This window comes from Psychromicrobium silvestre, assembly GCF_013408295.1.
GTDB classification, from domain to species: Bacteria; Actinomycetota; Actinomycetes; order Actinomycetales; family Micrococcaceae; genus Renibacterium; species Renibacterium silvestre.
This window is the reverse complement of the sequence record NZ_JACBYQ010000001.1, coordinates 427,782-453,430: the sequence shown is the minus strand read 5'-3', so window position 1 is coordinate 453,430 and position 25,649 is coordinate 427,782. Positions and strand designations below refer to the sequence as shown.

Below are 25,649 nucleotides of genomic sequence, written 5' to 3'. Positions count from 1 at the left end.
GTGGGACAGGAGGGAGAAGGAAGGGGTGGGGTTAGGGTGTGGGGAGGCGCATCGACCAGAAAGCTACTGCCGAGGCGGCCGCAACATTGAGCGAGTCGACTCCCCCGCTCATCGGAATCATCACCTTCCGGTCGACGGCGGCCAGCGTCTCAGCGCTCAGCCCGTCGCCTTCGGTGCCCAAAATAAGAGCTAGCCGCTCCGGCGGTTCGGCCGCAAGCACATCGAGACTGATCGAATCCTCACCCAAGGCGAGTGCCGCCGTCGTAAATCCCGCCTCTTGGAACAAAGCGGATGGCCAAGACTCTAACCGAGCCCAAGGCACCTGGAAAACGGTTCCCATGCTGACCCGGATACTGCGCCGGTAGAGTGGATCGGCGCAGCGTGGCGTCACCAGTACGGCATCGATGCCCAGGCCCGCCGCCGAACGAAAGATGGCACCCAGATTGGTGTGATCCACAATGTCTTCCAGCACCGCCACTCGACGGGCATTCCGCAGCAACTCACGGGGCTCCACCGCGGCGGGTCGGTGCATTGCGGCCAGGGCACCACGGTGCAAATGAAACCCGGTAATTGATTCCAGCACCTGATCGGAACCGTAAAAGACCGGGACTTCGGGAAACTGATCAAAGACGTCCTGCAGACCAGCAAGCCATTTTTCGGCCATAAAGAAGGATCTGGGTCGGTGTCCGGCGGCCAGCGCCCTTCGCAACACTCGGGAACTCTCCGCGATGTAGAGTCCTTGTTCCGCCTCGAGGCTTAGCCTCAGCTGCACCTCGGTGAGCCGGGTGTAGTCAAGCACTCGCTCGTCCTGGGCGGACTCCAAGCGGATCAGCATCTCAATACCCCAGTAACTTAGCGATCATAAAGTACAAGGCCACCAAGCCCAGCAGCACAATAACGGTGCGTAAAACCGCAGGTTTGAGCCGTCGGCCAATCTTCGCGCCCAGGAAGCCCCCGATCGTTGAGGTCACCGCGATCACGGCCACCACAGGCCAAGCGATCCGGTCGAAAGCGAAAATTAGGTAGGAGACCGCTGCCACCAGATTCACGCCCAGTACCAGCACATTTTTCATCGCATTTGCGGCTTGCAGGCTGCCATTGAGCAAAATCCCCATCGCTGCCACCAGCAGAATGCCCTGCGCGGCAACAAAGTAACCGCCGTAGATCCCAATCAGGAACACCGCGAGAACCAGGGCGACGGCGTGTCTGCGATCTCCCAGCCCAGCCTCCCGCCGTCGGGCTACCCAGTGCTGCAAACGAGGCTGGAAAATCACCATTAGCAGCGCGATCACGATAAGTATTGGGGCGACCAAGCCGAAAACACTTTCCGGCAGATGGAGCAGCAGCCAGGCGCCAACAATGCCACCCAGAACCGAGGCCGGCAATAATCGCAGGACCTGCCCGCCCAAGCCGGTCAATTCCTTGCGATAACCCCAGGCACCGGCGGCATTACCGGCAATCAGTCCGGTGGCATTGGAGATCGAAGCAACCACCGGAGCGTAGCCCAGAGCCACCAGCACCGGGAAGGTGACCAGAGTTCCCGAGCCCACGACCGAGTTGATGGTGCCAGCCCACAGGCCAGCCAGCGCGATAATCGCGCCGTGCAGTAAATCCACGGCTAATACCGCCCCTAAGCCCGGCGGGCAACCGCGCTGAACCGACCGTTCTGACGGCTCAGGCTAAGCGGCAAGCCGAAGGTGGCGGAGAGGTTTTCCTCGGTCAGTACAGCCTCTAGCGGCCCTTGCGCCACTACCCCGCCGTCGCGCATCAATAAAGCGTGAGTGAAGCCCGGCGGAACTTCTTCCAGGTGATGGGTGACCAGCACCATCGCCGGAGCATCCTCGTCTGCGGCGAGCGTGCTCAGCCTTTGCACCAAATCTTCTCGACCAGCCAGGTCCAGTCCGGCAGCGGGTTCGTCCAACAACAGCAGCTCCGGATCCGTCATCAGGGCGCGAGCGATCTGCACCCGTTTCCGCTCGCCCTCGCTCAGCGAGGCAAAGGGACGGTTCAGGAAGGTCGACATCCCCCAGGCATCCAGCAGCTCAAAAGCCCGGCGCTCGTCGTCGCGCTCATATTGTTCACGCCAGCGTCCGGTCACACCATAAGCGGCGGTGACCACGACATTGAGTACCTTTTCGTGCTCCGGGATCTGGTTAGCCAGCGCGGCCGAGGCCAGACCGATCCTTGGCCGCAATTCAAAGACATCTACCGCACCGAGCACCTCGTCCAAGATTCCGGCCACCCCGGAGCTGGGATGCATCCGGGCACCAGCAATCTGCAGCAAGGTGGTCTTACCAGCTCCGTTGGGCCCCAAAATGACCCAGCGTTCTCCCTCTTTGACCTGCCAGGACAGGTTATTCAGGAGGGTCTTATTGCCGCGGACCACGCGCACGGAAGCCAATTCGAGAACATCACCCATAGCACTAGACATTAGGCCAAAGCCGGGCAAGATGGCGAACTGCTACCCGGTGCGGCCCGATCAAAGTTCTTTGGCCCGCTCCGCTGGCTAAACTGAGGCTATGCCCGTCAATTACGCCGCCTTCGGCTATGCCCCCGTTCTGACCGCCGAGGCCGTCACCTCTCTGCGTGCGGCGCTGACAGCTTGTGGCGCCCGCAGTGTGGCTGAAAGCAGCAGCGAGAACGTCAACTATGCGGTGTTCCGGGCAGATCTTGAGTTCGACGGCGGCCTCCCGGAGTTCCGGGCGGCCCTCGTCCGGGCGATGACCGGGGTCGACCTCCGCATTGCCGTGGTGCCCACCGAGCTATTGCAGGCCAAACGGAAACTTTTCGTGCTGGATGTCGATTCCACCCTGATCCAACAGGAAGTGATCGAGTTACTCGCCGCGCATGCCGGGCGGGAAGCCGAGGTACGGTCGGTGACCGAGGCCGCGATGCGGGGCGAATTGGATTTTGCGCAGAGTCTGCATCAACGAGTCGCCGCTCTGGCGGGGCTACCGATCGGGGTGCTCGCGGAAGTTCAGGACGCCATCAGGCTCTCCGAAGGTGCCGAGCGATTGATCGAGGGCGCCCATCGCGCCGGCCATCTGGTCGCTGCCGTCTCCGGGGGCTTTTCACAGATCCTTGATCCCCTAGCGGCTCGTCTCGGCCTCGACCGGGCACGGGCCAATGAACTGGAGATTATCGATGGCTTGCTGACCGGGCGGGTGAGCGGCGCCGTCGTGGATCGCATTGCAAAAGCGGAGTCGCTGCGGGAGTGGGCCGCCGAGGCGGGTATCCCGCTCGGGGCAACGGTAGCGATTGGTGACGGCGCAAACGACTTGGACATGCTGGCTGCCGCTGGACTCGGCCTGGCCTATCGGGCGAAGCCTGCTGTGCAGGCGGCCGCCGACGCCCAACTCGACCGCCTCGACCAAGCCCTCGAGCTCTCCGGCCTTGCTTTTTAACCGCCGAGTTCGCTTGCGGGTCTCGTGTTCGCCCGTAAAAACAGGCGAATTGGTGACTCACAAGCGAACTCGGCGGTAAAGCAACTGTTGGAGGGTTACTCCAGGAAGCCGACGGCTCCGCCGACGTATTCGGTGTGGCCGGTGGGTACCTCTGCGGTAGCTGCCTTCGCCACTTCAGCTGCGAATTCGGACACCGAGTACAGCTTGCCCGCCTCAGTACGCCGCGCCTCGATGGCTCCGGGCTGCGCCCGGTCCAGCAAGGTCGCCGTGATGGTCCCTTCGATCATGTCTCCGGAGACCACCACAAAGCTGATTCCCTTGGCTTCCAGCTCGGGGATGAATTCGCGCAGCGCGTCCTCACCGGCTCGTTTGCTGCGAGCCACCGGCTCGTAAGCATCCATGGTGGAAACCTGGTTAATGAAGTGCGCCTGGTGACTCGTCACGAAGACCACCCTGGAGCCCGGCTGCATGACTGCCGTCGCCGCCTGCAACATGGCAACCTGGGCATCCCGGTTAAGTTTGAGGGCGTAATCCTCCCCCATGGAGGTTTCCATGCCGCCGGAAGCGTTGAGCACCAAAAGATCCAGGGAGCCTGAGCCGGACAGCGAGAGCGCCGCATCGACAAGAGCCTGCACGCCCTCGGGCGCGGTCAGATCTGCACCGACCGCAACGGCCTGCCCGCCAGCCGCTTCGATTTCGGCTACCACTTTATTGGCCCGCGGTGCCTTCTGCCGGTAGTTAACCACCACCGCGGCGCCCTGAGCCGCCAGGAACTTCGCCACATCCGCACCAATACCGCGTGAGGAACCCGTGACGATCGCCGTCTTATCCTTCAAATCTGCCATCATAAGCCTTTCTTTTATCGGATGAAATCTAGTGGCCCATGCCCAGGCCGCCGTCGACTGGGATCACCGCGCCGGAGATATAAGAAGCTTCGTCGCTGGCCAGCCAACGGACCACATCTGCCACCTCCGAAGCCTCGGCGAAACGACCGGCAGGCACGGAAGCCAGGTACTGCTTCTGGGTCTCCTCCGGCAGTTCGGAGGTCATATCGGTATTGATGAAACCGGGGGCCACCACATTGGCCGTGATATTGCGAGAGCCCAGTTCGCGGGTCAACGAGCGGGCGATGCCGATCATGCCCGCCTTAGACGCAGCGTAGTTGATCTGCCCGGCCGAGCCGTAAAGGCCCACCACCGAGGAAATCAGCACCACTCGGCCCTTGCGCAGCCGGATCATGCCCTTCGAAGCACGCTTGATCACTCGGAAGGCCCCGGTCAGATTGGTGTCCAGAACCGAGCTGAAATCGTCTTCGCTCATTCGCAACAGCAGGGTGTCCTTGGTGATTCCAGCATTAGCCACCAACACCTCCACGGGACCGTGAGCGGCCTCAACCACACTGAAGGCGGCATCGATGCTGGCCTCGTCCGTGACGTCGGCCTGCACTCCGAGGATGCCTTCCGGCAATTCGCTCTCGCTACGGTAGGTGACCGCGACCTTGTCCCCCTTGGCCAGGAAGGACTTCGCAATAGCTAAGCCGATGCCTCGGTTACCGCCGGTGATCAAAACGCTTCTGCCCTGCTCGGAATCAGCCATTCGCCTACCCATCTGTGCTCGAAAAATTTACCCGCCTTGAATCTTATCCGTTCCGAGCGCTCAGCGGGTCTCTGTTTGGACCGCCGTGAGCACGGTGGGAGAATAGAGACAGTGAGTAAAGACCATTCCCCGATGCAGCCGGACGATGTGCAGAACATCACCACGGCCAGGACCTCTCATAGTGATGAGATGCGCGGCAGAATGATCAAATACGCCATTGCGATGGGAATCAGGCTGCTCTGCTTCGGCCTTTTGTTCGTCGTCGATGGCTGGTGGAAACTAGTGCCGATTATTGGAGCGGTCTTCATCCCCTGGTTCGCCGTGATTATCGCCAATGGGGGTAGCGATACCAGCAACGCGGAAAGCACAGCTCTTTTGGATCACGCACCACAGGCAGAACTTGAGGCTCCCGCGGTCACCGATGAGGAACCCATCACGCTACAAGGCGAGGTAGTGCCCGAGTCCAATGACTCTGAACCGGTACAGCCCGAGCTACACCGAACAGAGCTACACCGAACGCCCGATTTGCATGGAACAGAGGGTGACAAAGCATGAGTTTCCTGGACTCGCTGGCCGGGACCGGAGCCACCGAGTTACCGCGTTGCTCCCGTAAGGGCTGCCGCACAGCGGCGAGCTGGCAACTGCGCTGGAACAATCCCAAACTGCACACCCCGGAACGTTTGAAAATTTGGCTAGCCTGCTCCGAACACCGGGCATGGCTGGAAGACTATCTGCGTGTCCGTGGTTTTTTCCGAGACACCATAGCGTTTCCGTCGGCCGAGGGAGAGGGCTGATGTACAAATTTATTTTCAGCAGAAAATGGCTGACTTATCTTTTGGTAGCGATTATTTTCGCGATCGCCTGCCTAGGCTTGGGGCTGTGGCAGCTTTCCCGCAAGGCCGAAGTGGACGCCGCGGAGAACAAGGTGACCAATAATTATTCAGCTAGCCCGCTGAGCTACGATCAGGCTGCGGCGCAATTCGGCAGCTTGGACCCCGCCAAGGAATGGACTCCGGTGAGTCTAACCGGAGTCTACGACTTGTCCGGTCAGCGAGTCGTCCGGAACCGTCCGCTTAACGGTCAGCCGGGCTATGAAGTGGTTATTCCGTTGAAACTGAGCAATGGTGATTCGGTGGTGATCGATCGCGGTTGGCTGCCCATCGGAGATAAAGACCCAGGTCACCCCGACTCCATTCCGGCGCCGCCTTCCGGCACCGTGACCGTGCTCGCCAGGCTCCGGCCAGGGGAAATCAAATTGCAGCGCGGAGCCCCGGCCGGTCAACTCGCCTCCATCGATCTACCCGATTATGCGGCTCAGCTCGGCTACCCGCTCAAGACCGGCGCCTACGCGGCGATGTATCAGGAGACTCCCGCTCCGGCGACGACGCCAGCCCCACTCGCGGTACCGAGTTTCGATAATGGCACCAACCTCAGCTATGCCTTGCAATGGTTCGCCTTCGGTGTGCTCTTCTTGATCGGCTACGGCTATGTGGTCCGGCAGCAGGCAAAAATCGATCGCCTCGACGCCGAAGAAGGCCTCTCCGAGCTGGATTCCCTTGGCCGCAGTTCCGCCTTCCAACAGCGCGGAAAGTCACGGCCATCCGGACGTCGTAAGCCCAGTGCCGAAGATGTGGAGGATGCCTTGCTCGATGCGCAGGGCTTCCAGGGCGGTTTACCCGCGGCTAAGGAATCCGTCCGTGACTGAACAAAATCTCGCCAAGCCGCCGGTCGAGCTGGTCCGCCGCGCCCTACTGGCTGCCGGGGCCGAAGATACCGTGCTGACACTTGATCAACAGGTACCCACGGCCGAGGACGCGGCCCGGATCTTGGGCTGTGAACTGGCGGCAATCGCAAACAGTTTGATCTTCGAGATGGACGGTGAGCCCCTACTCATCTTGGCCAGTGGAGCGGCGCGAGTGGATACCTCCTTGGTGGCAACACTGCTGGGAAGCTCAAAAATACGCCGCGCCAGTCCCGATTTCGTATCTTTTCACACCGGTCAAGAGATTGGCGGGGTCGCGCCGCTGGGGCACCCACAGCCCATCCGCAGCATTCTCGATGAATCCCTGGCCGCGCACCCTCGAATTTGGGCCGGCGCAGGCGATCATCTTTCGATGTTCTCCAGTAGCTACTCAGAATTGCTCCGGATCACCGGGGCAGAACCACTCCGAGTGCGCTAAGTTCGCAGGCCCAAAATTCGAGCCGCGAAGGACTAGGCCAGTGTAATCAGATCCAGGTAATCTTCGTTCCAGTGATCTTCTACGCCATCAGGAAGCAGCACCACGCGCTCCGGATTGAGCGCTTCTACCGCGCCTTCATCGTGGCTGACCAGTACGACGGCGCCGGTGTAGTTACGCAGCGCACCCAGGATCTCATTGCGGCTGGCCGGGTCGAGGTTATTCGTTGGCTCATCAAGCAGCAGCACATTGGCGCTAGAGGCCACGATGGTGGCTAGCGCCAATCGAGTCTTTTCCCCACCAGAGAGCACACCGGCGGGCTTATCGACGTCGTCACCGGAGAACAAGAAGGAACCCAGCACGCCACGCACCTCGGCGTCCCGAAGCTCTGGTGCGGCCGAGCGCATGTTTTCCAGCACGGTTCGGGAGGTGTCAAGGGTTTCGTGTTCCTGGGCGTAGTAGCCGATTTTCAGGCCGTGTCCGGGTTGCACGGTGCCGGTATCGGGCTTATCCACTCCAGCCAGCATCCGCAGCAGAGTGGTTTTACCCGCACCGTTGAGCCCGAGCACAACAACTTTTGAGCCGCGGTCGATGGCTAGATCGACGTCGGTGAAAATTTCCAGCGAACCATAGGACTTACTCAGCCCTTCGGCGGTCAGCGGAGTCCTGCCACAGGGCGCCGGATCGGGAAAGCGCAGCGCGGCCACTCGATCCGCGGTACGCGCCTCCGCCAGCCCGGCCAGCATCCGTTCTGCTCGTCGAGCCATATTCTGTGCGGCCACAGCCTTGGTGGCTTTTGCCCGCATCTTATTGGCTTGATCCAGCAGCACGCTAGCTTTTTTCTCCACGTTGACCCGCTCGCGCTTACGAGCTCGCTCATCCGTTTCGCGCTGTTCCAGGTATTTCTTCCAACCCAGGTTGTATTGATCGATGGTGGCCCGGTTGGCGTCCAGGTGGTAAACCTTATTGACGGTCGCTTCAAGCAGTTCGACGTCGTGACTAATCACGATCAGACCGCCCTGGTGCGCTTTGAGAAAGTCCCGTAACCAGCTAATGGAATCGGCGTCCAAGTGGTTGGTCGGCTCATCGAGCAGCATGGTCTCGGCGCCGGAAAACAGGATCCGGGCCAACTCGACACGACGGCGTTGCCCACCGGAAAGGGTACGCAGTGGCTGATTCAGGATCCGCTCCGGAAGAGCAAGATTCGAGGAGATCGCGGCGGCTTCCGATTCGGCGGCGTAGCCACCATTATTGAGAAATTCCTGTTCCAGCCGGTCGTAACGCCCCATCGCTTTATCGCGAATCTTCGGATCCTCGCTGGCCATCTCGGTCTCAGCCTTGCGGAGCTTAGTGACGACTTTGTCCAGGTCGCGGGCGGAAAGAATCCGGTCCCGAGCTAGCTGCTCCATATCCGGAGTGCGCGGGTCCTGCGGCAGATAGCCGATCTCGCCGCTCCTGGTCACCTTGCCTGCCGCGGGTAAACCGTCTCCGGCTAATACTCGGGTCAAGGTGGTCTTACCGGCTCCGTTGCGACCCACCAGGCCGATCTTGTCACCCTTGTCGATGCGGAAAGACACCTCGTCCATGAGCAAACGCGCCCCGGCACGTAGCTCGAGGTCTTGGACGATAATCACAGTCTTCTCCTGCTTTCCTTGCTTCGATGGATGCCAACGGTGGCGGCCCGTGACTCACAGCGGATCCGAGAAGTTTAGAGAAGTTCTGAGAAGTTGCTGCGAAGGCCTATCCAGTCTACGCCGTCAAGCGCCACCCGATTCACCGTGCGATTCACCGTGCGATTCACCGAGCAGCCCGGTACAGCCTAAGCGCTATCAAGCAATTGGCCTTATTCTCCAAGGATTTCAGGTCAATATCGAGTAGCCCTTCGATCTGCTTCAAACGGTAGTTGAGCGTATTGCGGTGGATGAACAACTCCGCACAGCTGCGATCGGCATGCGCATCCTGTGCCAGATATGCCTCCAAGGTGTCGAGCAATCGTCCTTGATGCGCCCGGTCATAGTCCAGTAGCGGAGCGAGCAATCTCTGCGCCGCGGCCTGCGCCCCGCGGCCAGCCGTCGCCGCAATCAGGGCTTGCAGCCCTAGTCCGGGCACGATCATTGAGCCACCGGCTTGATCTAGCTGATGACGTACTTGGGCAGCGTCCAAACGGAGCTGGTCGAGACTTTCCGCCGGGCCTGCTAACAGCACCCTCAATTGTGGCAACTCCTCGCGGAATTGCTTCAGTAACGCGACAAGCGGTTCCGCATCGATTGGTTCCTGGCCAAAAGCAAAGAACACGCCATCTTCCATGGCAAAGCGAACGGTACCGAAGGCCTCCTGCAAAGCCAATCGCATCAGCCATAGCGGAACCGGAGAATCCGGGTCGGCAGCCGCGGCAATCAGATAACTAGATTGACGATTCGACAGCCCGGTAGAGCGCATCAACCGAGCCAGATCTGCGCTTGTGGCAGCATGCCAATCGTCCAGGGCACTCAGGAACTTCTGGATGGCCTGACGTTCGCCGGACTGCTCGTTCAGGGCCGAGCTCAGGTGGACGGCGATAATCGAACAAACCGGACCGAGCAGCGCGGGCAGCGAGTCCAGGATCGGACTATTGCGCACCAAAAGCGAGAACCTACCGCCGTCGCTCGCCGGCAGCGGAAAGGTGCTCTGCGCTCCCCCGCTAAGGTTTCTTCTGGCCTGAGGCTTCCAATCACCCTCCTTAGGCCATTGCAGCAGCACCGAACCTCCGGCGTCGACCACGGCAACCTCACCGCTTACCGCCTGCGCTACCGCACGGAGCATCGGGCTGAGGTTTCCTCGTCCACGGACCAGTTGGGAACAGCGTTCGGCGAGTTCCCAAGATTGTTTGGTCAGCGCGAATCTTTCAGCCTCCAATACGCTGCTGACATAGCGGTGAACTTGCAGGCCAGGCACCGAGCCCGGCACCTCCAGCAGCGGCACACCATGAGCTGCCGCAGCCTTACTCAAGCCCGGCGGAACCAATTGGTGAGCTGGCCCGGTGCCAAAGACGATGGCCGCAACCGGGACCCTAGCGAGCCGCTCCACATAGGCATCCCAGGTTCTATCGTCAGAGATGTTCAAACCCATACCGTTGGTCAAGAGCAGGGCATTGGGGCTCAGAAAGGGAGTGGGATCCATGAACTCCGCAGGCGCGCAATAGCTGATCCCACGAGCCATTCGCTCCGCCGAGGAGGGGGTGTGCAAACGGAGTTGAAGTACCTGTTCGACCAGCAGATCCGCTACTTTCACACCTTCTCCTAGTGCCGACTACACAATGATCTACATATTTTATGTGCAAGTTACATATATTGATCCTCCGGCTTGGCGCATAGCTTGGGACGATGGACAGAACAACTGTGACCCAGCTCTCTTCTGAGAGCACTCCTCGACGGACGATCTCTATCAATTCCGACCTCGGTGAGTCCTTCGGCTTGCACTCCTTCGGCAATGACGCCGCACTTTTGGAGACCATCGATGTGGCCAATGTGGCTTGCGGCTTCCATTCGGGCGATCCGGAGACGATGGCTCAGACCGTCGAGCTGGCCTATCAAAAGAACGTCAAGATCGGGGCGCATCCAGGCCTTCCGGATCTGGTGGGCTTTGGTCGCCGAGAGATGAAACTAACGGCCAGCGAGGTGGAGTCACTGTTGCTCTATCAAGTGGGAGCCCTCAATGCGTTCCTGCGACGCACCGGTGCGGAACTCAATCATCTCAAGCCACATGGCTCGCTCTACGGCATGTTGGCTCGCAATGCAGAGCTGATGACCGCGGCAGCGAAGGTCTGCGAACTTTTTCAGGTACCTTTTTTCGGACTCGCCGGCACTGAGCATCAGAAGGTCTGTACCGAACTGGGAATCCCCTTCATCGCCGAGCTCTATGTCGATTTGAACTATGGTTCGGAAGGTCAACTTCTGATCAAGAGGCGCCCGGAACCAACCAATCCCGAAGCTGCCGCCCAACGAGTCCGGCGAGCGCTAGAAGAGGGAGTGGTGCTCGCCGAGGACGGCACCGAACTACGCCTGGACTTCGACAGCATCTGTGTTCATTCGGATGCGAACAACTCTCCAGCGGTCGCTCTCGCGGTCCGCGACGCACTGCGCTAAAACCTGCACTTTAAACCAAAGAAACCGAGGAATCCCGTGACCCATCACATCTCATCCGCTCTGCCCGGAATTTTCTACCGCAAGCCTGGGCCGGACAAGGACCCCTATGTCGAACCCGGTGACCGGCTCGAAGTCGGCCAAGTCATCGGGGTAGTGGAAATCATGAAGCAATTCAGCGAGATCCGCTCCGATGTGGCCGGAGTGCTCCGGGAGTTTTCGGTAGAGGATTTCGGGGCGGTCAATCCCGGCGACTCAATAGCAGTCGTCGATGAAGACGGAGAGAAGTGAGCAGCATGCACCGGCTATTAGTGGCCAATAGAGGGGAAATCGCGGTCCGGATCATCCGCACCGCACGCGAGATGGGCATCGAAACCATCCTGGCTTGCAGTGAAGTTGACCGAGAGTCTCTTGCCGCTCAGCTTGCCGATGAGATTGCCGTCATCGGCCCGGCTCCGGCCAGCAAGAGCTACCTCGATCAGCAGGCGGTGCTGGAGGCAGCCAGGCGTTCCCGCGCCGATGCCATACATCCCGGCTATGGATTCCTGTCCGAGAACGCTGGCTTTGCCCGTCAGGTGCTCGACGCCGGAATCACCTGGGTGGGGCCCTCCCCGGAAGCTATTGAGCAGATGGGCAATAAATCCCAAGCTCGGCAAGCCGCTCGAGGGGCCGGGGTACCCACTCTGCGCGGCACCGACGGAATACTCGACCCCGCGCTCAGGCCAGAAGAAGTTGAGCAGTTTGGCGAGCAGATCGGTTTCCCGTTAGTGGTTAAAGCCTCGGCTGGTGGCGGCGGGCGGGGCATTCGATTGGTCACCTCGGTGAAGGATCTGGTCCAGACCGTCGACCTGGCACGAGCCGAGGCTGCGGCAGCCTTCGGAAGTCCCGATGTGTACCTGGAGCAGTTCATCGAACAGGCTCGTCACGTCGAAGTACAGATCCTCGGCGACGGCCAGCAAGTGATCCACCTGGGCGACCGGGATTGTTCCTTACAACGCCGGCAACAGAAACTCGTCGAGGAAGCACCCGCTCCCGATCTACCCGAGGAAGTCCGGTCGGAGATCCGTAACTCCTCGGTGCAGCTTGCCCTGGCGTGTTCCTACAGCGGACTCGGCACGGTGGAATTCCTTTACGATCCGCGCAGCGGCCAAGCCGCGTTCATCGAGATGAACACCCGACTCCAGGTTGAGCACCCGGTCACCGAGCTGATTACCGGTCTAGACCTGGTGCGAGAGCAATTGCTGATCGCCGCCGGAAACCCGCTGCGGCTCGGCCAGCAAGATGTGACGTTCAACGGCCATGCCTTTGAGTTCCGACTCAATGCCGAAGATCCCGCCAATAATTTCATGCCCAGTCCGGGCACGCTTTCCCGGCTTCAATGGCCAGAAGGACCGGGTATCCGCTTGGATTCAGGAGTCCGAGTAGGTTCTGCGGTGGCACCTTTCTATGACTCCCTGCTGGCCAAAATCATCGTCTGGGATGAAAGTCGGGAAACTGCACTGAGTCGAGCCCGAAGGGCGCTCGGTGAAGCCGAGATCGAAGGAGTGCACACCACGCTTCCGTTACTGAAGGCGCTCGCGGCACGAGCCGAGTTGGCCGAGGTCTCCCATCACTCCAAATTCATCGAAACCAACCCCGACTTCTGGGAGGTACTGGCATGAGCAGTCCCGGAACCCTCGGCATCCCCACCGCGGCCCGCTACACCTGGGGCGGTGACGAGTTCCTGTTCGTGGAAATAGACGAGGCAATGAGCCTGGCAGCCAATTTCCTGGCCAATAGCATGGCTCAGGTGCTGACCGAAGGCGAGCTGCCCGGCGTCGTCGATATCTGTCCGGCCAATGCCTCGATACTCATCCGCTTCAATCCTGATCTGCTGGCTCCTGATCGCTTGGAAGCGACAGTTCGTGAGGCTGAGCAAAAGGTGCGCAGTTCAAGCCTGCAAACCCTTCAGACCCGGCTGATCGAGGTTCCGGTCTGGTATCAGGATCCATACACCTCGGAGACCGCGGCACGTTTCCGAAAGGGGCATCAGCGTCCGGAGGGCAGCGACCTCGATTTCGCGGCCGAACAGAACCAACTCTCCGGCGCGGAGGAGTTCATCGAACGGCACCACAGCTCCCCCTGGCTGGTCTCCATGGTCGGTTTTGTGGCCGGCCTGCCTTTTATGTTCCAAATCGTGCCGCCGGAAGAGCAACTGCAGGTCCCCAAATATCTCAGTCCGAGAACCGACACTCCGCCGCTCACCGTGGGTCACGGCGGCTGTTTCGCCTGCATCTATTCGGTTCGTGGCGCTGGTGGCTATCAGATGTTCGGCATCGCTGCGGTACCAATCTTCGATCCGGCACAGCAACTCCCCGATTTCCAAGACTTCATGGTGTTCTTCAAACCCGGGGACATCGTGAAATTCAAACCGGTGAACGAGGCCGAGTATCGCAGCATCCAGGCTCAAGTAGAGGCCGGAAGCTACCGATACCGACAGCTGCCGGTCACCTTCGATCTGGCTCAGGCGCTCGCCGATCCGCACACTTATAACCAACAACTCCTAGGTGGTCTCGATGAGCATTGAAATAATCGAACCCGGCCTCTCCACCACAGTGCAGGACCAAGGACGGCCCGGTGTGTACAACGTCGGCATCCCGCAAGGCGGGGCAATGGATCAGTTCAGCGCCGAGGTAGCCAATGCACTAGTAGGCAATACCGTGAAGGAAGCCGTGCTGGAAGCCGCCTACCTCGGTCCACGGCTGAAAGCGCTCTCTTCGATGAACATCGCGGTGACCGGCGCCCCGGTCACAGTCACCATCAATGGGGTCACGAAGCCGCAATGGGAAAGAATATCCTTGCAGCCGGGCGATGAGGTCTCCTTCGGACCCGCCCAAGCCGGGAGTCGGTTCTACCTGGCGGTTTCCGGCGGTATTGACGTACCGGTGGTGCTAGGAAGCCGCAGTACCTATACGCTCGGCAAATTAGGAGGCTTCCAGGGCAGGACCCTGCGGGCCGGAGATCTGCTACCGGTGGGTCGTGTGCTTGGCGAAGGTTTCCAGCAGTGCCCGCAGGAACTACGCCCCAGCTTCAGCAAGCAGCTTGAGGTCAGGGTGCTCAGAGGACTCTACGACCATCTCCTCAGTGAGGCTGGCTGGCACACCCTGGTGAGCGCGGAATGGAACCTCACCCCGGTGGCAGACCGCACCGGGCTACGTTACTCCGGGCCGGAGGTCGAATGGAAGCCGCGGGTTCAGCCCTTCGGTGCCGGTTCCGATCCCTCTAATATTGTCGATGCCGGTTACGCCGTTGGATCGATTCAGATCCCCGGCGGAAAAGAACCGATCGTACTGCATCGCGACGCGGTCTCCGGCGGCGGCTACGCCATGGTGGCCACCGTGATCAGCGCCGATCTGGATCTGCTGGCTCGTAGCGCGCCCGGAACAAAAACCCGCTTTACCGAGGTTTCCATGGATCAAGCTTTGGCAGCCCGTGGCAACAACGCGAAACTTCGCGAACAACTCTGGACACACCAAGTCTAGGAATCCCCCGACCGCGCCATCCAAGCCGGTTCACTTCATCCCGCAATATCACTTACCCCTGGGGGTTATTTTGTCGTACTCAAATTACGTTCTGCCGGCCGCAGATCGGGCCGGTAAATGGTCGCTTTTTATGGCTTGGTGGGCCTTGTTTTCAGCAATGTTTTGGATCTATATCGCGGTGGCTTCGGCCAGTGCGGTGGGAGTAACTAATACCCTGATCGGCATTGTGCTGACCGTGGTGACCTACGGGCTGATTAACCTGGTGCTCTCCCGCTATGCTGCCCGCACCGGGCTCTCGGTGAACCTGCTCTCTAGAACCCTCTTCGGGGTCATCGGCTCCGGTCTGGCCGCGCTGATCTTCGCTGCCACCGCGATCTACTATGCGGTCTTCGAAGGTTCCATTATCGCCGTCGCCCTGCAGCAGTTCTTCGGTGGAAGCATTGTCATGTGGTACGCCTTGGTGGTGGCTTATGCGGTTCCGCTGGCCATTGGCGGAGTACGGAACTGGCTCGACCGGCTGAACGGTATCCTGTTGCCGCTCTACTTTGCCGGCCTGGTCGCCGTCGTTATTGCAGCCACCGTGATCCGTGGCGTGCCCAGCCATTGGATTGGAGAGGCCGCCCCACAAGGTGCGCTGCCGGGTTGGCTAAGTTCCTATCTGATCTACATGGGCGTGTACATCATGATGATGTACACCTTCGACTATGCCCGATTGGGCAAGAAGAAGGATCAGAACTTCCATAGCCAAGCAAGCTTCGGTTGGGTCTTCTACCTCTGTACCTTCGGCCTCAGTGGGCTGGTGGGAATCTACATTATGAGCGCCTGGGGTTTGGAAGCCAGCGAGACCGGAGTGGTCCAAGCATTCATCTCCTCACTCGGATTCATTGGCGTCTTGGTGATCTTCATTTCGCAGACCCGGATCAATACTGCGAATTATTACCTGGCCTCAAGCAATCTCGATGCGCTCGCACTGCGCTTCGGACTGCGGCTGCCCAGATACTTCTGGGCCATCATCTCCGGGGTCGTGGTCTTCTTGCTGATGCTCACCGATGTGCTGAGCTACCTTTTGAAGGCGCTGGCCTGGCAGGGCGTTTTTGTCACCGCCTGGGTGTCCATTGCGCTGGTTTACATTGCGCTCAACCGCGGCAAGCAAGATCAGCTTCCCGAGGTGAGGGTGCGCAAATTGCCCCTACTCAACGCTGGCGCGCTGGCCTGGATACTCAGTGCTGGTACCGGAATTGCGTTGACCGAACAGACTGCCGCTCCGGTGCTAGCTCAGCTGGCTCCGTTGATCACGGTGCTATTGGCCGCCGGGCTGTACTATCTGGCATACCGGCTCCAGCAACCACCTACGGTCACGGAGGCGGAACTCAGTGAACGGGATCGCGAGGTGCTGGCTGCGGATGCCGCGCTGAGCTGATGTTCTAAGTTGATTCTTGGTGCTGGCCGCCCGCGGCCGAGCTTCATCAACAAAGCAGCCCTAACCTTGTGTAATACAAACAATTACCAACGCAGCCGCAACCGGTAAAGTCAGGGAAACCATCACGATTCATTGTCCACATGCTACAAACTGAGATTGAGGAGATACCTGTGAATCCACGTTCCGCCGAGCTCAACCAGCAGAAGAGCCAGCAGAACCCCGCTTCGACAACCGGTAAGGTCCGGCGGCGCTGGGGAGCCCAAGACCTGTCACTGATCGCGGTCTTCGCCGCGTTGCTGGTCGTTGTTGCCGTGGTTCCACCCATCCAGATCGGCAATCTACTCAGCGTCCCGCTGACCTTGCAGACCTTGGTGATCACCCTGACCGCCTTGCTGCTTGGACCGGGCAGAGCCTTCGCGGCGGTCGGTCTCTACCTCATACTCGGCCTAGTGGGCTTGCCGATCTTCGCCGGGTTCCGCGGTGGTATCGGCCTGTTGGCTGGCCCCAGCGCTGGCTACCTACTGAGCTTCCCCTTGGTCGCAGCCCTGGTCGGTGCTCTCGCTTTGCTGATCGTTCGTCGAGCCTGGCGGCTAGCTCCGGTGCTCTTCGCAGCTGCCGGAGTTGTCGGCCTGGTGCTCAATCATGCACTCGGCATCGTGGGCATGATGATCAACGGCAAGCTAAGCCTCGGCGCGGCTTTCTCTGCGGATATCATCTTCATCCCCGGCGACCTGATCAAAATCGTCTTAGCCGTGTTGCTGGCACTCAGCCTGCACCGCGCCTTCCCTCGGCTGTTACGAGACCGCTGAGTGGTGTTGATTGAACTAGCGTGTCGATTGAACTGCTGTGACAATTGAGCTGAAGGCTGCCGCCGTTCGGGTGAAGTCCCCGGACGGCGGCAGCGAACTCACCTTGCTCGAAGAGCTCACGCTGGAATTGACCGAACAACGGATAGCCGTTATCGGAGCCAATGGTTCCGGTAAGTCCACCCTGCTGAGACTGCTCAATGGTCTGATTGCGCCGAGCTCTGGTTCGGTTGAGGTCAACGGGCTGGATACCGTTCGGGAGGGCGCCGCCGTCCGCCGTCAGGTGGGTTTCATGTTTACTGATCCCCTCTCTCAACTAGTGATGCCCACCCCCTTAGAAGACGTCGAACTTTCGTTGCGTCGAAGCCATCCGAAAGCTCCGGAGCGAAGAGCTGCGGCATTGCAGGTGCTGGAGCGCTTTGGGCTGGAATCGCTGGCGGAACACAGCGTGTATTCGCTTTCCGGCGGCGAACGCCAACTGGTGGCGCTCAGTAGTGTGCTTGCGGTTCAACCGAAAATCCTGGTCCTTGATGAGCCAACAACGCTGCTAGATCTGGTCAACACGCATCGGCTGGTCGAGTTGCTGGCCGGGCTGGAGCAACAAGTGGTGCTGGCCAGCCACGATTTGGAGCTGGCCTGCCGCGCGGAACGTTTGCTGGTGATCGATCAAGCCAAGGTGGTGTACGACGGCGATCCGGTAGCGGGTGTTCGGCAGTACCGAGAACTGGCCCTCGCCAGGGCGAAGACCTGGAAGGCCTGAATGCGCGGGCATAGCTTCCTGGTGGGTCAATATATTGCGGGCGATAGTTTCCTGCATCGCAGCCCCTATTTACTCAAGCTGCTGGGGATGGCCGTGGTCGGCGTGTTGTGTTACTTACTCCCGCTGCTCTGGCCCCCGGGTTGGCTGGCCCTTTCGGCGCTATTGCTCATCATTTTGCTGGCGTTCATCAGCGCCAGGCTCCCCCGGCGGGTTCTGCTCGCTCCGCTCAAACTGCTCTGGCCGGTGTTGTTCATACTTTCCGGTTATCAATGCCTGTTGAACGGCTGGGCGGCGGGACTACCGATTGCCGCCAATATAGTCTTGGTGATGCTCAGTTGCGTTTACGCTGCTAGCCTGCTGAGCCTCAGCAGCAAGCCGCAGGAAGTTCTCGACGGTTTGACCTCGCTGATCCGGCCACTGCGTTTCCTCGGCGCCGATCCCGAACGCTTCGCGCTCACCGTGAGCATCATGTTCCGCAGCGTGCCGTATCTGCTAGGTGCTTATGCCGATGTGCATGACGCAGCCAAGGCACGCGGACTGGAACGCAGCCCACGTGCCCATCTGCTGCCCACCGTCATTGCCACCGTGGCCTTGGCTCAATCCACCGGGGAGGCCCTGGCCGCTCGGGGAATCGGCGATCAGGCGGACTGATAGCCCTGCGGATTTTGTTCCTGCCAGCGCCAGTGGTCGGCGCACATTTCTTCCAGATCGCGAGTCGCCGACCAGCTCAATTGCGCTAGGGCTGCCGAGGCATCGGCAAAGGACGTAGCCAGGTCACCGGGCCGCCGATCGCCAAGCACGTAGTTGATCTTCCGCCCGGAGACCTTCTGGAAGGCCGCAATCACCTCAAGCACCGAATAGCCACGACCGGTACCGAGGTTCCAGCGATACACTCCGGCGTTCTCTTCCAGGTAATCAAGCGCGGCCAAGTGCCCGTCCGCTAAGTCCACCACATGAATGTAGTCGCGCACTCCGGTGCCGTCCGTGGTCGGATAGTCATGCCCAAAGACAGTGACTTGTTCACGGCGACCCACCGCTACCTGAGCCACGAAGGGCAGCAGATTATTAGGGATGCCGCTGGGGTCTTCACCGATCCGGCCCGAGGCATGAGCACCCACCGGATTGAAGTAACGCAGCAGGGCGATCCGCCACTGCGGGTCGGAGGCTCCTAAATCGCTCAGAATCTCTTCGATTTGCTGCTTGGTGCGGCCATAAGGATTAGTCGCACCTAGTTCCGATTTTTCCACGAGCGGGCTACTCGCCGTCGCGCTATAGACGGTGGCTGAGGAGCTGAAAACGAGTTTCTTTATCTCATGTTTTTGCATACTCTGCAGCAGGTTCAGAGTACCGATCAAGTTATTGCGGTAATAGAGCAGCGGCTCTGCTACCGACTCCCCGACGGCCTTTAAACCGGCGAAATGCACCACGGCTTCCGGCGCTTCCTGGGCGAAGACTTCTTCCACTGCTTGCTCATCCAACAGGTCGATCTGGTGAAAACTTACTTCCCGACCGGTCAACTGGCGAACGCGGTCCAGGGACTCGGCAGAGGAATTCAGTAGATTGTCCACCACCACCAGTTCATGCCCCTTTTCCAAGAGCTGCAGAACGGTATGAGAGCCAATATATCCAGCGCCGCCGGTAACCAGAATTTTCACTGTGTCCTCACTGTTTTCGGCAGAATTGCCCATCAACTCCGCCGTCCAGAATATTACCGCACTCGATTGCTATGGCATCCTTGGTGCATGAGTTTTAACGAAGGCACCCAAATTGACTCCTCGCAGGTCGAGGATCGTCGTGGCCCCGGAATGGGCCGCGGAGGCAAAACCGGCATCGGCATTGTGGGCGCGTTGATCCTATTGGTCGGCGGTTATTTCGGAGTTAATTCCGGGCTACTCAATGGCATTGCCGGAGCTATCGACGGCGGCAGTGGCCAACAGGAAACCGCAGCCATCGGTGCCAGTAGCGCGGCGCAACTGTGTAAAACTGGTGCAGATGCGAACAATCGTCTGGATTGTCGGATCAACGCAACCGTGAATAGCCTCAATGCCTTCTGGCCGAGCTATTTGAAGCAGAACGGCGGAGCGAGTTACGGCAAGATCAAGACCGTACTTTTCAGCCAACAGACCAGCACCGCCTGTGGACCGGCAAGCACCGACGTCGGGCCGTTCTATTGCCCCGGCGATAAGACCGCCTACTTCGACCCCGGCTTCTTCCAAGAGCTGGTCGACCGCTTTGGTTCCTCGGGCGGTCCGCTAGCTCAGGAGTATGTGGTGGCACACGAGTTCGGTCACCACATCCAGGACGTTCTGGGGAACATTTCGCAGGCTCAGGACGACCCGCAGGGTGCCAGCTCGGGCTCGGTCAGGGTGGAATTGCAGGCCGACTGCTACGCCGGAATTTGGATCAAGTACGCCACCACCACGAAGGACCCAGCCACCGGACAGCCCTTCTTGAAGTCGATCACCCAGAAAGACCTCAATGATGCGCTCTCGGCGGCGTCCTCGGTGGGTGACGACCGGATTCAGGAAGCTGCAACCGGGCAGAGTAATCCGGAGTCCTGGACCCACGGTTCCAGCGCACAACGACAAAAGTGGCTGACCATCGGCTTCCAGAACGGCAGCCTGACAAAGTGCGACACCTTCGCGGTGTCCACGCCCTAGCGCCTTCAAGATCGAACCCTCCGCGCCACAAACCCTCCGCGCGAGTGCACAGTTAAGGCCCATGTTCATGGTTGAACATGGGCCTTAACTGTGCACTCGCGGTTGCTTAGATGTTGAAGCCTAGGGCACGCATCTGATCGCGACCGTCCTCGGTGATTTTCTCTGGACCCCACGGCGGCATCCAGACCCAGTTGATCCGCCACTCGTCCACTAAGCCGCCCAGGGCGCTCTCCACCTGCTCCTCGATAACATCTTGCAGTGGGCAAGCAGCCGTGGTTAGCGTCATATCGAGCAGCAAGGCGCCGTCTTCGGCGTATTTGAGGCCGTAGAGCAGGCCCAGATCGACCACATTGACCCCCAGCTCGGGATCAATCACGTCCCTAAGAGCCTCTTCCAGCTCCGGCAGTTCTACTGTTGCGCTCATAATCTCAGCTTAAGCCTGCTCGGCCACGGCCGGAACAGCCTCGGCCAGGAAGCGGTCATAACCTTCTTCTTCCAAGCGGTCCGCAAGTTCCGGCCCGCCCTCTTCGGCAACCTTGCCATCAACGAAGACGTGCACGAACTCCGGCTTGATGTAACGCAGAATCCGGGTGTAGTGAGTGATCAGCAGGGTGCCCATTTTGCCGCCCTCTTGGGCGCGGTTGACGCCCTCGGAAACGATCTTGAGCGCATCCACGTCCAGACCCGAGTCGGTCTCGTCAAGCACGGCAAACTTCGGCGCGAAGAGTTCCAACTGGAGGATCTCGTGACGCTTCTTCTCACCGCCGGAGAAGCCTTCGTTGACATTGCGCTGAGCAAAGTCCGGATCGATCCGGAGCTGAGTCATTGCCGCTTTGACGTCCTTGGTCCAGGTCCGCAGCGCGGGAGCCTCACCGTCAATGGCAGTTTTCGCGGTGCGCAGGAAGTTGCTCATGGTGACACCGGGGATCTCCACCGGGTACTGCATGGCCAGGAAAAGACCGGCCCGGGCGCGCTGATCCACGCTCATGGCCAGTACGTCTTCGCCGTCTAAGGTAATCGTGCCGGAATCCACCAAATAACGCGGGTGCCCGGCGATGGTGGAGGCCAGGGTGGACTTGCCGGAACCGTTGGGGCCCATAATGGCGTGCGTCTCCCCCGTTTTGATGGTCAGGCTAACGCCCTTGAGGATTTCCTTTTTGCCCTGCTCCGTCTCAATGCTGACGTGCAGGTCCTTGATTTCCAGGGTGGACATATCTTCTTCTTTCCTTAAAGGTCTCTAATTGATCGGCTCTACGCCGTTGAGTATGGTGGCGACATCCACATAGACGTCATCACCCTCGACACTCAAGGCGAATACCGGAATCGGTTCATAGGCGGGCAAGGTGAGCGGCTGGCCGGAATTCAGATCGAAGCTGGAGCCGTGTGCCCAACACTCGATCGTGCACCCTTCGACGTCGCCTTCACTGAGCGAGATCTCAGCGTGAGAACAGGTATCTCCGATGGCGTGCAAGGCACCCTCGGAATCCTTCACAATAGCCACCGGGATGTCGTCAATCTCCACGCGAAGTGCGCTTTTAACCTCAACTTCATCCACTCGACACACCAGCTCCGCAGCCATCTACAGTGCTCCCGAAGCCTCGAGTTCGCGCTCCAGCGCTTCGACGAGTTCCGCTTCGAGCGCGGGTACCTTGATCTTCTGGATAACCTCGTTGAGGTAACCACGAACCACCAGCAGCCGAGCGTCCCGCTCCGAGATGCCACGAGCCATCAGGTAGAACAGGTGTTCGTCGTCGAAGCGCCCGGTCGAGCTAGCGTGGCCGGCTCCTTCGATCAAACCGGTCTCGATTTCCAGGTTCGGCACCGAATCGGCCCGGGCGCCGTCGGTCAGGATCAGGTTCTGGTTCTTCTCATAGCTGTCGGTGCCGACGGCTTGTTTCTGGATCAGTACATCGCCAACCCAGACGGTATGCGCCTGCGCGCCCTGCAAAGCGCCCTTGTAGAGCACATTGGACTTCGAGTTCGGCACATTGTGATCGATGTAGGTGCGGTGTTCCAAGTGCTGACCGGCATCGGCGAAGTAGAGTCCGAAAAGCTCTGCTTCTGCGCCTTCACCCGCGTAACGGGCGTTCACGTTGAGCCGCACAATGGCCCCGCCCAAGGTGACTGCCACATGCTTGTACTTCGCGTCCTTAGCAATCAGGGCATCGTGTTGCCCCAGGTGCTTGGCGGTGTCCTCCCAGCGCTGCACGCTGACCACGGTCAACTCGGCGCCTTCGCCCACAATAATCTCAAGGTTTCCGTTGAAATCGGCGCTTCCGTGATGATCGAGGATCACTACAGCACGCGAGTTCGCGCCGGCTTCCAAAACGCAATGCGAATTAGCCCGGAGGCCTTCACCTTGACCAGTAATGGTGAGTTTAAGCGGCTCGGAGAGTTCCTGCCCCGCCGGGATGCCGAAGTAATGCGCTGCTGCGACGTCGGCCGAAGCAACTGCGGCAGCCCGGTCGGCAGGAACCAACGCGGTGCCCCGGGGGGCTTGGCCAATGGCCAGGCTCCCTTCCACAACGCCTTCGGGCAGCTCGATGGCATAGTCAACCGCGGCCACCTCGCCCGGGGTCTCCGAGAACAGATTGGCGAGCTTCTTCACCGGGGTGAAACGCCATTCCTCCTCGAAGCCGCTGGGGATTTTGAAATCCTCTACCGAGAAGCTGGTCAACCGCTCGGCGCGGGAAGCCATTACCTCGGTGCCGTGACTATGGTGCTTATCCACCTTCGAGTCGAGCAGGGTCTCCCCTTCTTCGCTCATCCCGGAGATGGCAGCCTTGCTATTTGCAGTCTCTACTGGTGCGCTCACTACTAACTTCTCCATCAACCAACAGAGCCTTCCATTTGCAGTTCAATCAGCCGGTTCAGCTCCAGCGCGTATTCCATCGGCAGTTCGCGGGCAATCGGCTCAATAAAGCCACGCACGATCATTGCCATCGCCTCGTCCTCGGGCATGCCTCGGGACATCAGGTAGAACAACTGCTCTTCCGAAACCCGAGAGACCGTGGCCTCGTGACCCATTGACACGTCGTCCTCGCGAATATCCACATAGGGGTAGGTATCCGAACGGGAGATAGTGTCCACCAGCAGCGCATCACAACGCACCGTATTGGCCGAGTGATGAGCGCCCTCGCGGATCTGGACCAGGCCTCGATAGGCTGCTCGGCCACCGCCGCGAGCCACCGATTTGGAGATAATCGAGGATTTCGTGTTCGGTGCGATGTGCACCATCTTGGATCCGGTGTCCTGATGCTGGCCTTCACCGGCAAAGGCGATCGACAAGGTCTCGCCCTTGGCGTGCTCGCCTACCAGGTAGACGGCCGGGTACTTCATGGTGACCTTGGAACCGATATTGCCGTCGATCCACTCCATAGTTGCACCTTCGTGCGCAATCGCACGCTTGGTTACCAGATTGTAGACGTTGTTCGACCAGTTCTGGATGGTGGTGTAACGCACCCGGGCGTTCTTCTTTACGACAATCTCAACCACTGCGGAGTGCAGTGAATCAGAGGTGTAAATCGGTGCCGTGCAACCCTCGATGTAATGCACATAGGAGCCTTCATCGGCGATGATCAGGGTGCGCTCGAACTGGCCCATGTTCTCGGTATTAATCCGGAAATAAGCCTGCAGCGGGATCTCTACATGCACGCCCGGCGGCACGTAGACGAAGGATCCGCCGGACCAGACGGCAGTGTTCAGCGAGGCAAATTTATTGTCCCCCACCGGAATGATGGTTCCGAAGTACTCCTGGAAAATCTCCGGATGCTCCTTGAGCGCGGTATCGGTGTCCAGGAAGATGACACCCTGCGCTTCCAGGTCCTCGCGGATCTGGTGGTAGACCACCTCGGATTCGTACTGAGCGGCGACGCCGGAGACCAGACGGTTGCGCTCGGCTTCCGGAATACCCAATTTTTCGTAGGTGTTGCGAATGTCCTCGGGCAAGTCTTCCCAAGATTCGGCCTGCTTCTCGGTGGAGCGGACGAAGTACTTGATGTTATCGAAGTCGATACCAGACAAATCCGCGCCCCAGTTGGGCATGGGTTTACGGTCGAAGTACTTCAAGCCCTTCAGCCTCAAATCGAGCATCCATTGCGGCTCGTTCTTCTTGGCCGAGATATCCCGAACTACCTCTTCGCTCAGACCGCGGCGCGCGTTCTCGCTCGCCTCGTTCTTATCCGACCAGCCGAAGGCATAGTTACCAATGCCCTCCAGCTCCGGATTGCGTTCGAGGATATCGGTGATTGCCCCGTCGGGAACCAGAGTATCGCTAGCCTCATTGGCTAATTGATCTGTCATCGCAACTGCCTTCCTGCAGATCGAAGTTGTGCCTGTCCCGATTCGCCCTCTACTGAAGAACGACCGGTAGGAATGTGGGTGGTGCAAACGTGGCCGCCGCTGGCTAGGGTGGAAAGTCTCCGCACGTCCAAGCCGAGCAGATCAGAAAACGCCTCGGTCTCTGCCTCGCAGAACTCCGGGTATTCGACCGCCAATTCAAGCACCGGACAGTGCCCCTGGCACAGCTGCACGGCTTGCAAAGGACCGGTGCCCAGCAATTTATGGGAGGAGGCTACGTAGCCATCAGCGCTAAGCGCCTCGGAAAGGATTTCGGCGCGGAGGACGACGTCGTCCCCAGCCTGGGCGAGCAACGGTTCGTAACGCGTTTTCATGGCTGCGAAGCGGTTCTCCGCGAAGGTTTTGATGGCATCCTTGCCATTGGCGGCAACCAATTGACTGAGCGCGGTTCTGGCGATTTGTAGATAATCGTTTCCCAGCCCCGATTGGCCCTGACTGGAAAGTACGTAACGTCGGGCCGGTCGACCAGCCCCAGTACCGGTGCCACGAACCAATTTGACCTCGATCACCCCGATTTTCTCCAGGTGGTCCAAGTGGCGGCGAATAGCCGCCGGAGTTAGTCCGAGTAAAGAACCCAGTTGGGCGGCACTCACCGGGCCGTGTTCCAGCACCGCGCTGCGCACCCGATCACGGGTGCGCTCATCGCTCTCTGTGCCACTGGCGGACGAAACTGTCCCCGCCGGCACCCCAGCGGCTGCCGCCGACCGGGTTTTTTGAGAATTTGCCGTCACGGAATACACAACACAATTATGTCCTAATAGATTCCTGACAGCTAGTAAGGCAGCCCTTCAGACGGCGTTACAGGCCAGGCATCCGTTTATTTGT

At 59.6% G+C, this 25,649-nt stretch carries 29 protein-coding genes; 15 read left to right on the top strand and 14 right to left on the bottom strand.

Going from position 1 to position 25,649, the window contains the following annotated elements:
- Positions 1-31: 31 nt before the first annotated feature.
- Genes FHU41_RS02185 through FHU41_RS02175 form a run of 3 tightly spaced genes read right to left on the bottom strand, consistent with a single transcriptional unit; the run spans position 32 to position 2,419 of the window.
- Positions 32-835, bottom strand: a complete 804-nt coding sequence (locus tag FHU41_RS02185; protein WP_179388011.1) for a TrmH family RNA methyltransferase — start codon at positions 833-835, stop codon at positions 32-34.
- A gap of 1 nt (position 836) precedes the next feature.
- Positions 837-1,616: a TSUP family transporter gene (locus tag FHU41_RS02180; RefSeq protein ID WP_179388010.1), complete on the bottom strand. Its 780-nt coding sequence runs from the start codon at positions 1,614-1,616 to the stop codon at positions 837-839.
- A gap of 14 nt (positions 1,617-1,630) precedes the next feature.
- Positions 1,631-2,419, bottom strand: a complete 789-nt coding sequence (locus FHU41_RS02175; RefSeq protein ID WP_179388009.1) for an ABC transporter ATP-binding protein — start codon at positions 2,417-2,419, stop codon at positions 1,631-1,633.
- Between the two features lie 100 nt (positions 2,420-2,519).
- On the opposite strand from FHU41_RS02175, the gene serB reads away from it, so the two are divergent.
- Positions 2,520-3,404, top strand: coding sequence for a phosphoserine phosphatase SerB (gene serB, locus FHU41_RS02170; protein ID WP_179388008.1), 885 nt, complete (start codon positions 2,520-2,522; stop codon positions 3,402-3,404).
- A 95-nt stretch (positions 3,405-3,499) separates the two neighbouring features.
- Here serB and FHU41_RS02165 read toward each other — a convergent pair whose 3' ends face one another.
- A complete protein-coding gene (locus tag FHU41_RS02165; protein WP_179389079.1) occupies positions 3,500-4,249 on the bottom strand; it encodes an SDR family oxidoreductase in 750 nt (249 codons plus the stop codon).
- A 28-nt stretch (positions 4,250-4,277) separates the two neighbouring features.
- Positions 4,278-5,000, bottom strand: a complete 723-nt coding sequence (locus FHU41_RS02160; RefSeq protein WP_179388007.1) for a beta-ketoacyl-ACP reductase — start codon at positions 4,998-5,000, stop codon at positions 4,278-4,280.
- A gap of 111 nt (positions 5,001-5,111) precedes the next feature.
- On the opposite strand from FHU41_RS02160, the gene FHU41_RS02155 reads away from it, so the two are divergent.
- The 4 genes from FHU41_RS02155 to FHU41_RS02140 are packed head-to-tail and all read left to right on the top strand — an operon-like array spanning position 5,112 to position 7,180.
- A complete protein-coding gene (locus FHU41_RS02155; RefSeq protein ID WP_343046222.1) occupies positions 5,112-5,555 on the top strand; it encodes a DUF3099 domain-containing protein in 444 nt (147 codons plus the stop codon).
- Positions 5,552-5,794, top strand: coding sequence for a hypothetical protein (locus tag FHU41_RS02150; RefSeq protein WP_179388006.1), 243 nt, complete (start codon positions 5,552-5,554; stop codon positions 5,792-5,794). Before FHU41_RS02155 ends, FHU41_RS02150 begins: the two co-directional genes overlap by 4 nt.
- Positions 5,794-6,705, top strand: coding sequence for an SURF1 family cytochrome oxidase biogenesis protein (locus tag FHU41_RS02145; protein WP_179388005.1), 912 nt, complete (start codon positions 5,794-5,796; stop codon positions 6,703-6,705). Before FHU41_RS02150 ends, FHU41_RS02145 begins: the two co-directional genes overlap by 1 nt.
- Positions 6,698-7,180, top strand: a complete 483-nt coding sequence (locus FHU41_RS02140; RefSeq protein WP_343046221.1) for a YbaK/EbsC family protein — start codon at positions 6,698-6,700, stop codon at positions 7,178-7,180. The genes FHU41_RS02145 and FHU41_RS02140 overlap by 8 nt, the downstream gene beginning before the upstream one ends.
- A 32-nt stretch (positions 7,181-7,212) precedes the next feature.
- Here the strand turns inward: FHU41_RS02140 and FHU41_RS02135 are convergent, their stop codons facing one another.
- Together FHU41_RS02135 and FHU41_RS02130 are read right to left on the bottom strand one after the other, a co-directional pair.
- The gene (locus FHU41_RS02135; RefSeq protein WP_179388003.1) at positions 7,213-8,811 is read right to left on the bottom strand and encodes an ATP-binding cassette domain-containing protein; all 1,599 of its coding nucleotides are present in this window, start codon (positions 8,809-8,811) and stop codon (positions 7,213-7,215) included.
- A 163-nt stretch (positions 8,812-8,974) separates the two neighbouring features.
- Positions 8,975-10,447: a helix-turn-helix domain-containing protein gene (locus tag FHU41_RS02130; RefSeq protein ID WP_179388002.1), complete on the bottom strand. Its 1,473-nt coding sequence runs from the start codon at positions 10,445-10,447 to the stop codon at positions 8,975-8,977.
- A 92-nt stretch (positions 10,448-10,539) separates the two neighbouring features.
- On the opposite strand from FHU41_RS02130, the gene pxpA reads away from it, so the two are divergent.
- From pxpA to FHU41_RS02085, 9 genes are all read left to right on the top strand, one after another.
- Positions 10,540-11,301, top strand: a complete 762-nt coding sequence (pxpA, locus tag FHU41_RS02125) for a 5-oxoprolinase subunit PxpA (protein ID WP_179388001.1) — start codon at positions 10,540-10,542, stop codon at positions 11,299-11,301.
- A 36-nt stretch (positions 11,302-11,337) separates the two neighbouring features.
- A complete protein-coding gene (locus FHU41_RS02120; RefSeq protein WP_179388000.1) occupies positions 11,338-11,589 on the top strand; it encodes an acetyl-CoA carboxylase in 252 nt (83 codons plus the stop codon).
- Positions 11,590-11,594: 5 nt separating this feature from the next.
- Complete coding sequence (locus FHU41_RS02115; protein ID WP_179389077.1) at positions 11,595-12,959, top strand: acetyl-CoA carboxylase biotin carboxylase subunit; 1,365 nt, start codon at positions 11,595-11,597, stop codon at positions 12,957-12,959.
- On the top strand, positions 12,956-13,864 hold the full coding sequence (locus tag FHU41_RS02110; RefSeq protein ID WP_179387999.1) for a 5-oxoprolinase subunit B family protein: 909 nt from the start codon (positions 12,956-12,958) through the stop codon (positions 13,862-13,864). Before FHU41_RS02115 ends, FHU41_RS02110 begins: the two co-directional genes overlap by 4 nt.
- On the top strand, positions 13,854-14,819 hold the full coding sequence (locus tag FHU41_RS02105; RefSeq protein ID WP_179387998.1) for a 5-oxoprolinase subunit C family protein: 966 nt from the start codon (positions 13,854-13,856) through the stop codon (positions 14,817-14,819). Before FHU41_RS02110 ends, FHU41_RS02105 begins: the two co-directional genes overlap by 11 nt.
- Positions 14,820-14,889: 70 nt before the next feature.
- The gene (locus FHU41_RS02100) at positions 14,890-16,239 is read left to right on the top strand and encodes a purine-cytosine permease family protein (protein ID WP_179387997.1); all 1,350 of its coding nucleotides are present in this window, start codon (positions 14,890-14,892) and stop codon (positions 16,237-16,239) included.
- 170 nt (positions 16,240-16,409) lie between these two features.
- Entirely contained in the window at positions 16,410-17,048 is a 639-nt protein-coding gene (locus tag FHU41_RS02095; RefSeq protein WP_343046220.1) for a biotin transporter BioY, read from the top strand.
- Positions 17,049-17,085: 37 nt separating this feature from the next.
- A complete protein-coding gene (locus tag FHU41_RS02090; protein WP_179387995.1) occupies positions 17,086-17,805 on the top strand; it encodes an energy-coupling factor ABC transporter ATP-binding protein in 720 nt (239 codons plus the stop codon).
- Entirely contained in the window at positions 17,806-18,456 is a 651-nt protein-coding gene (locus FHU41_RS02085; RefSeq protein WP_179387994.1) for an energy-coupling factor transporter transmembrane component T family protein, read from the top strand. It begins immediately after the preceding gene.
- On the opposite strand, the gene galE is transcribed toward FHU41_RS02085, so the two are convergent.
- On the bottom strand, positions 18,444-19,460 hold the full coding sequence (gene galE / locus FHU41_RS02080) for a UDP-glucose 4-epimerase GalE (protein ID WP_179389076.1): 1,017 nt from the start codon (positions 19,458-19,460) through the stop codon (positions 18,444-18,446). The two genes, FHU41_RS02085 and galE, sit on opposite strands and share 13 nt — an antisense overlap.
- An 87-nt stretch (positions 19,461-19,547) precedes the next feature.
- Between galE and ypfJ the strand changes: the two genes are divergently transcribed.
- On the top strand, positions 19,548-20,465 hold the full coding sequence (gene ypfJ / locus FHU41_RS02075; protein WP_179387993.1) for a KPN_02809 family neutral zinc metallopeptidase: 918 nt from the start codon (positions 19,548-19,550) through the stop codon (positions 20,463-20,465).
- Between the two features lie 106 nt (positions 20,466-20,571).
- Here ypfJ and FHU41_RS02070 read toward each other — a convergent pair whose 3' ends face one another.
- Genes FHU41_RS02070 through FHU41_RS02045 form a run of 6 tightly spaced genes read right to left on the bottom strand, consistent with a single transcriptional unit; the run spans position 20,572 to position 25,564 of the window.
- Positions 20,572-20,889 (bottom strand): metal-sulfur cluster assembly factor, encoded by a 318-nt coding sequence (locus tag FHU41_RS02070; RefSeq protein WP_179387992.1) that lies wholly within the window; start codon positions 20,887-20,889, stop codon positions 20,572-20,574.
- Between the two features lie 9 nt (positions 20,890-20,898).
- Positions 20,899-21,678 (bottom strand): Fe-S cluster assembly ATPase SufC, encoded by a 780-nt coding sequence (gene sufC, locus FHU41_RS02065; RefSeq protein ID WP_179387991.1) that lies wholly within the window; start codon positions 21,676-21,678, stop codon positions 20,899-20,901.
- Positions 21,679-21,702: 24 nt separating this feature from the next.
- Positions 21,703-22,044 (bottom strand): non-heme iron oxygenase ferredoxin subunit, encoded by a 342-nt coding sequence (locus FHU41_RS02060; protein WP_179387990.1) that lies wholly within the window; start codon positions 22,042-22,044, stop codon positions 21,703-21,705.
- Positions 22,045-23,295, bottom strand: a complete 1,251-nt coding sequence (sufD, locus tag FHU41_RS02055) for a Fe-S cluster assembly protein SufD (protein ID WP_179387989.1) — start codon at positions 23,293-23,295, stop codon at positions 22,045-22,047.
- A complete protein-coding gene (gene sufB, locus FHU41_RS02050) occupies positions 23,295-24,767 on the bottom strand; it encodes a Fe-S cluster assembly protein SufB (protein WP_179387988.1) in 1,473 nt (490 codons plus the stop codon). The genes sufD and sufB overlap by 1 nt, the downstream gene beginning before the upstream one ends.
- On the bottom strand, positions 24,764-25,564 hold the full coding sequence (locus tag FHU41_RS02045; RefSeq protein ID WP_179387987.1) for a helix-turn-helix transcriptional regulator: 801 nt from the start codon (positions 25,562-25,564) through the stop codon (positions 24,764-24,766). The genes sufB and FHU41_RS02045 overlap by 4 nt, the downstream gene beginning before the upstream one ends.
- Positions 25,565-25,649 lie beyond the last annotated feature (85 nt).

Coding starts and splice junctions, on each gene's coding strand:
- FHU41_RS02185 (WP_179388011.1), bottom strand. CDS start 835: ATGCTGATCCGCTTGGAGTCCGCCCAGGACGAGCGAGTGCTTGACTAC.
- FHU41_RS02175 (WP_179388009.1), bottom strand. CDS start 2,419: ATGGGTGATGTTCTCGAATTGGCTTCCGTGCGCGTGGTCCGCGGCAAT.
- serB (WP_179388008.1), top strand. CDS start 2,520: ATGCCCGTCAATTACGCCGCCTTCGGCTATGCCCCCGTTCTGACCGCC.
- FHU41_RS02165 (WP_179389079.1), bottom strand. CDS start 4,249: ATGGCAGATTTGAAGGATAAGACGGCGATCGTCACGGGTTCCTCACGC.
- FHU41_RS02160 (WP_179388007.1), bottom strand. CDS start 5,000: ATGGCTGATTCCGAGCAGGGCAGAAGCGTTTTGATCACCGGCGGTAAC.
- FHU41_RS02150 (WP_179388006.1), top strand. CDS start 5,552: ATGAGTTTCCTGGACTCGCTGGCCGGGACCGGAGCCACCGAGTTACCG.
- FHU41_RS02145 (WP_179388005.1), top strand. CDS start 5,794: ATGTACAAATTTATTTTCAGCAGAAAATGGCTGACTTATCTTTTGGTA.
- pxpA (WP_179388001.1), top strand. CDS start 10,540: ATGGACAGAACAACTGTGACCCAGCTCTCTTCTGAGAGCACTCCTCGA.
- FHU41_RS02115 (WP_179389077.1), top strand. CDS start 11,595: ATGCACCGGCTATTAGTGGCCAATAGAGGGGAAATCGCGGTCCGGATC.
- FHU41_RS02110 (WP_179387999.1), top strand. CDS start 12,956: ATGAGCAGTCCCGGAACCCTCGGCATCCCCACCGCGGCCCGCTACACC.
- FHU41_RS02105 (WP_179387998.1), top strand. CDS start 13,854: ATGAGCATTGAAATAATCGAACCCGGCCTCTCCACCACAGTGCAGGAC.
- FHU41_RS02085 (WP_179387994.1), top strand. CDS start 17,806: ATGCGCGGGCATAGCTTCCTGGTGGGTCAATATATTGCGGGCGATAGT.
- ypfJ (WP_179387993.1), top strand. CDS start 19,548: ATGAGTTTTAACGAAGGCACCCAAATTGACTCCTCGCAGGTCGAGGAT.
- FHU41_RS02070 (WP_179387992.1), bottom strand. CDS start 20,889: ATGAGCGCAACAGTAGAACTGCCGGAGCTGGAAGAGGCTCTTAGGGAC.
- sufC (WP_179387991.1), bottom strand. CDS start 21,678: ATGTCCACCCTGGAAATCAAGGACCTGCACGTCAGCATTGAGACGGAG.
- FHU41_RS02060 (WP_179387990.1), bottom strand. CDS start 22,044: ATGGCTGCGGAGCTGGTGTGTCGAGTGGATGAAGTTGAGGTTAAAAGC.
- sufD (WP_179387989.1), bottom strand. CDS start 23,295: ATGGAGAAGTTAGTAGTGAGCGCACCAGTAGAGACTGCAAATAGCAAG.
- sufB (WP_179387988.1), bottom strand. CDS start 24,767: ATGACAGATCAATTAGCCAATGAGGCTAGCGATACTCTGGTTCCCGAC.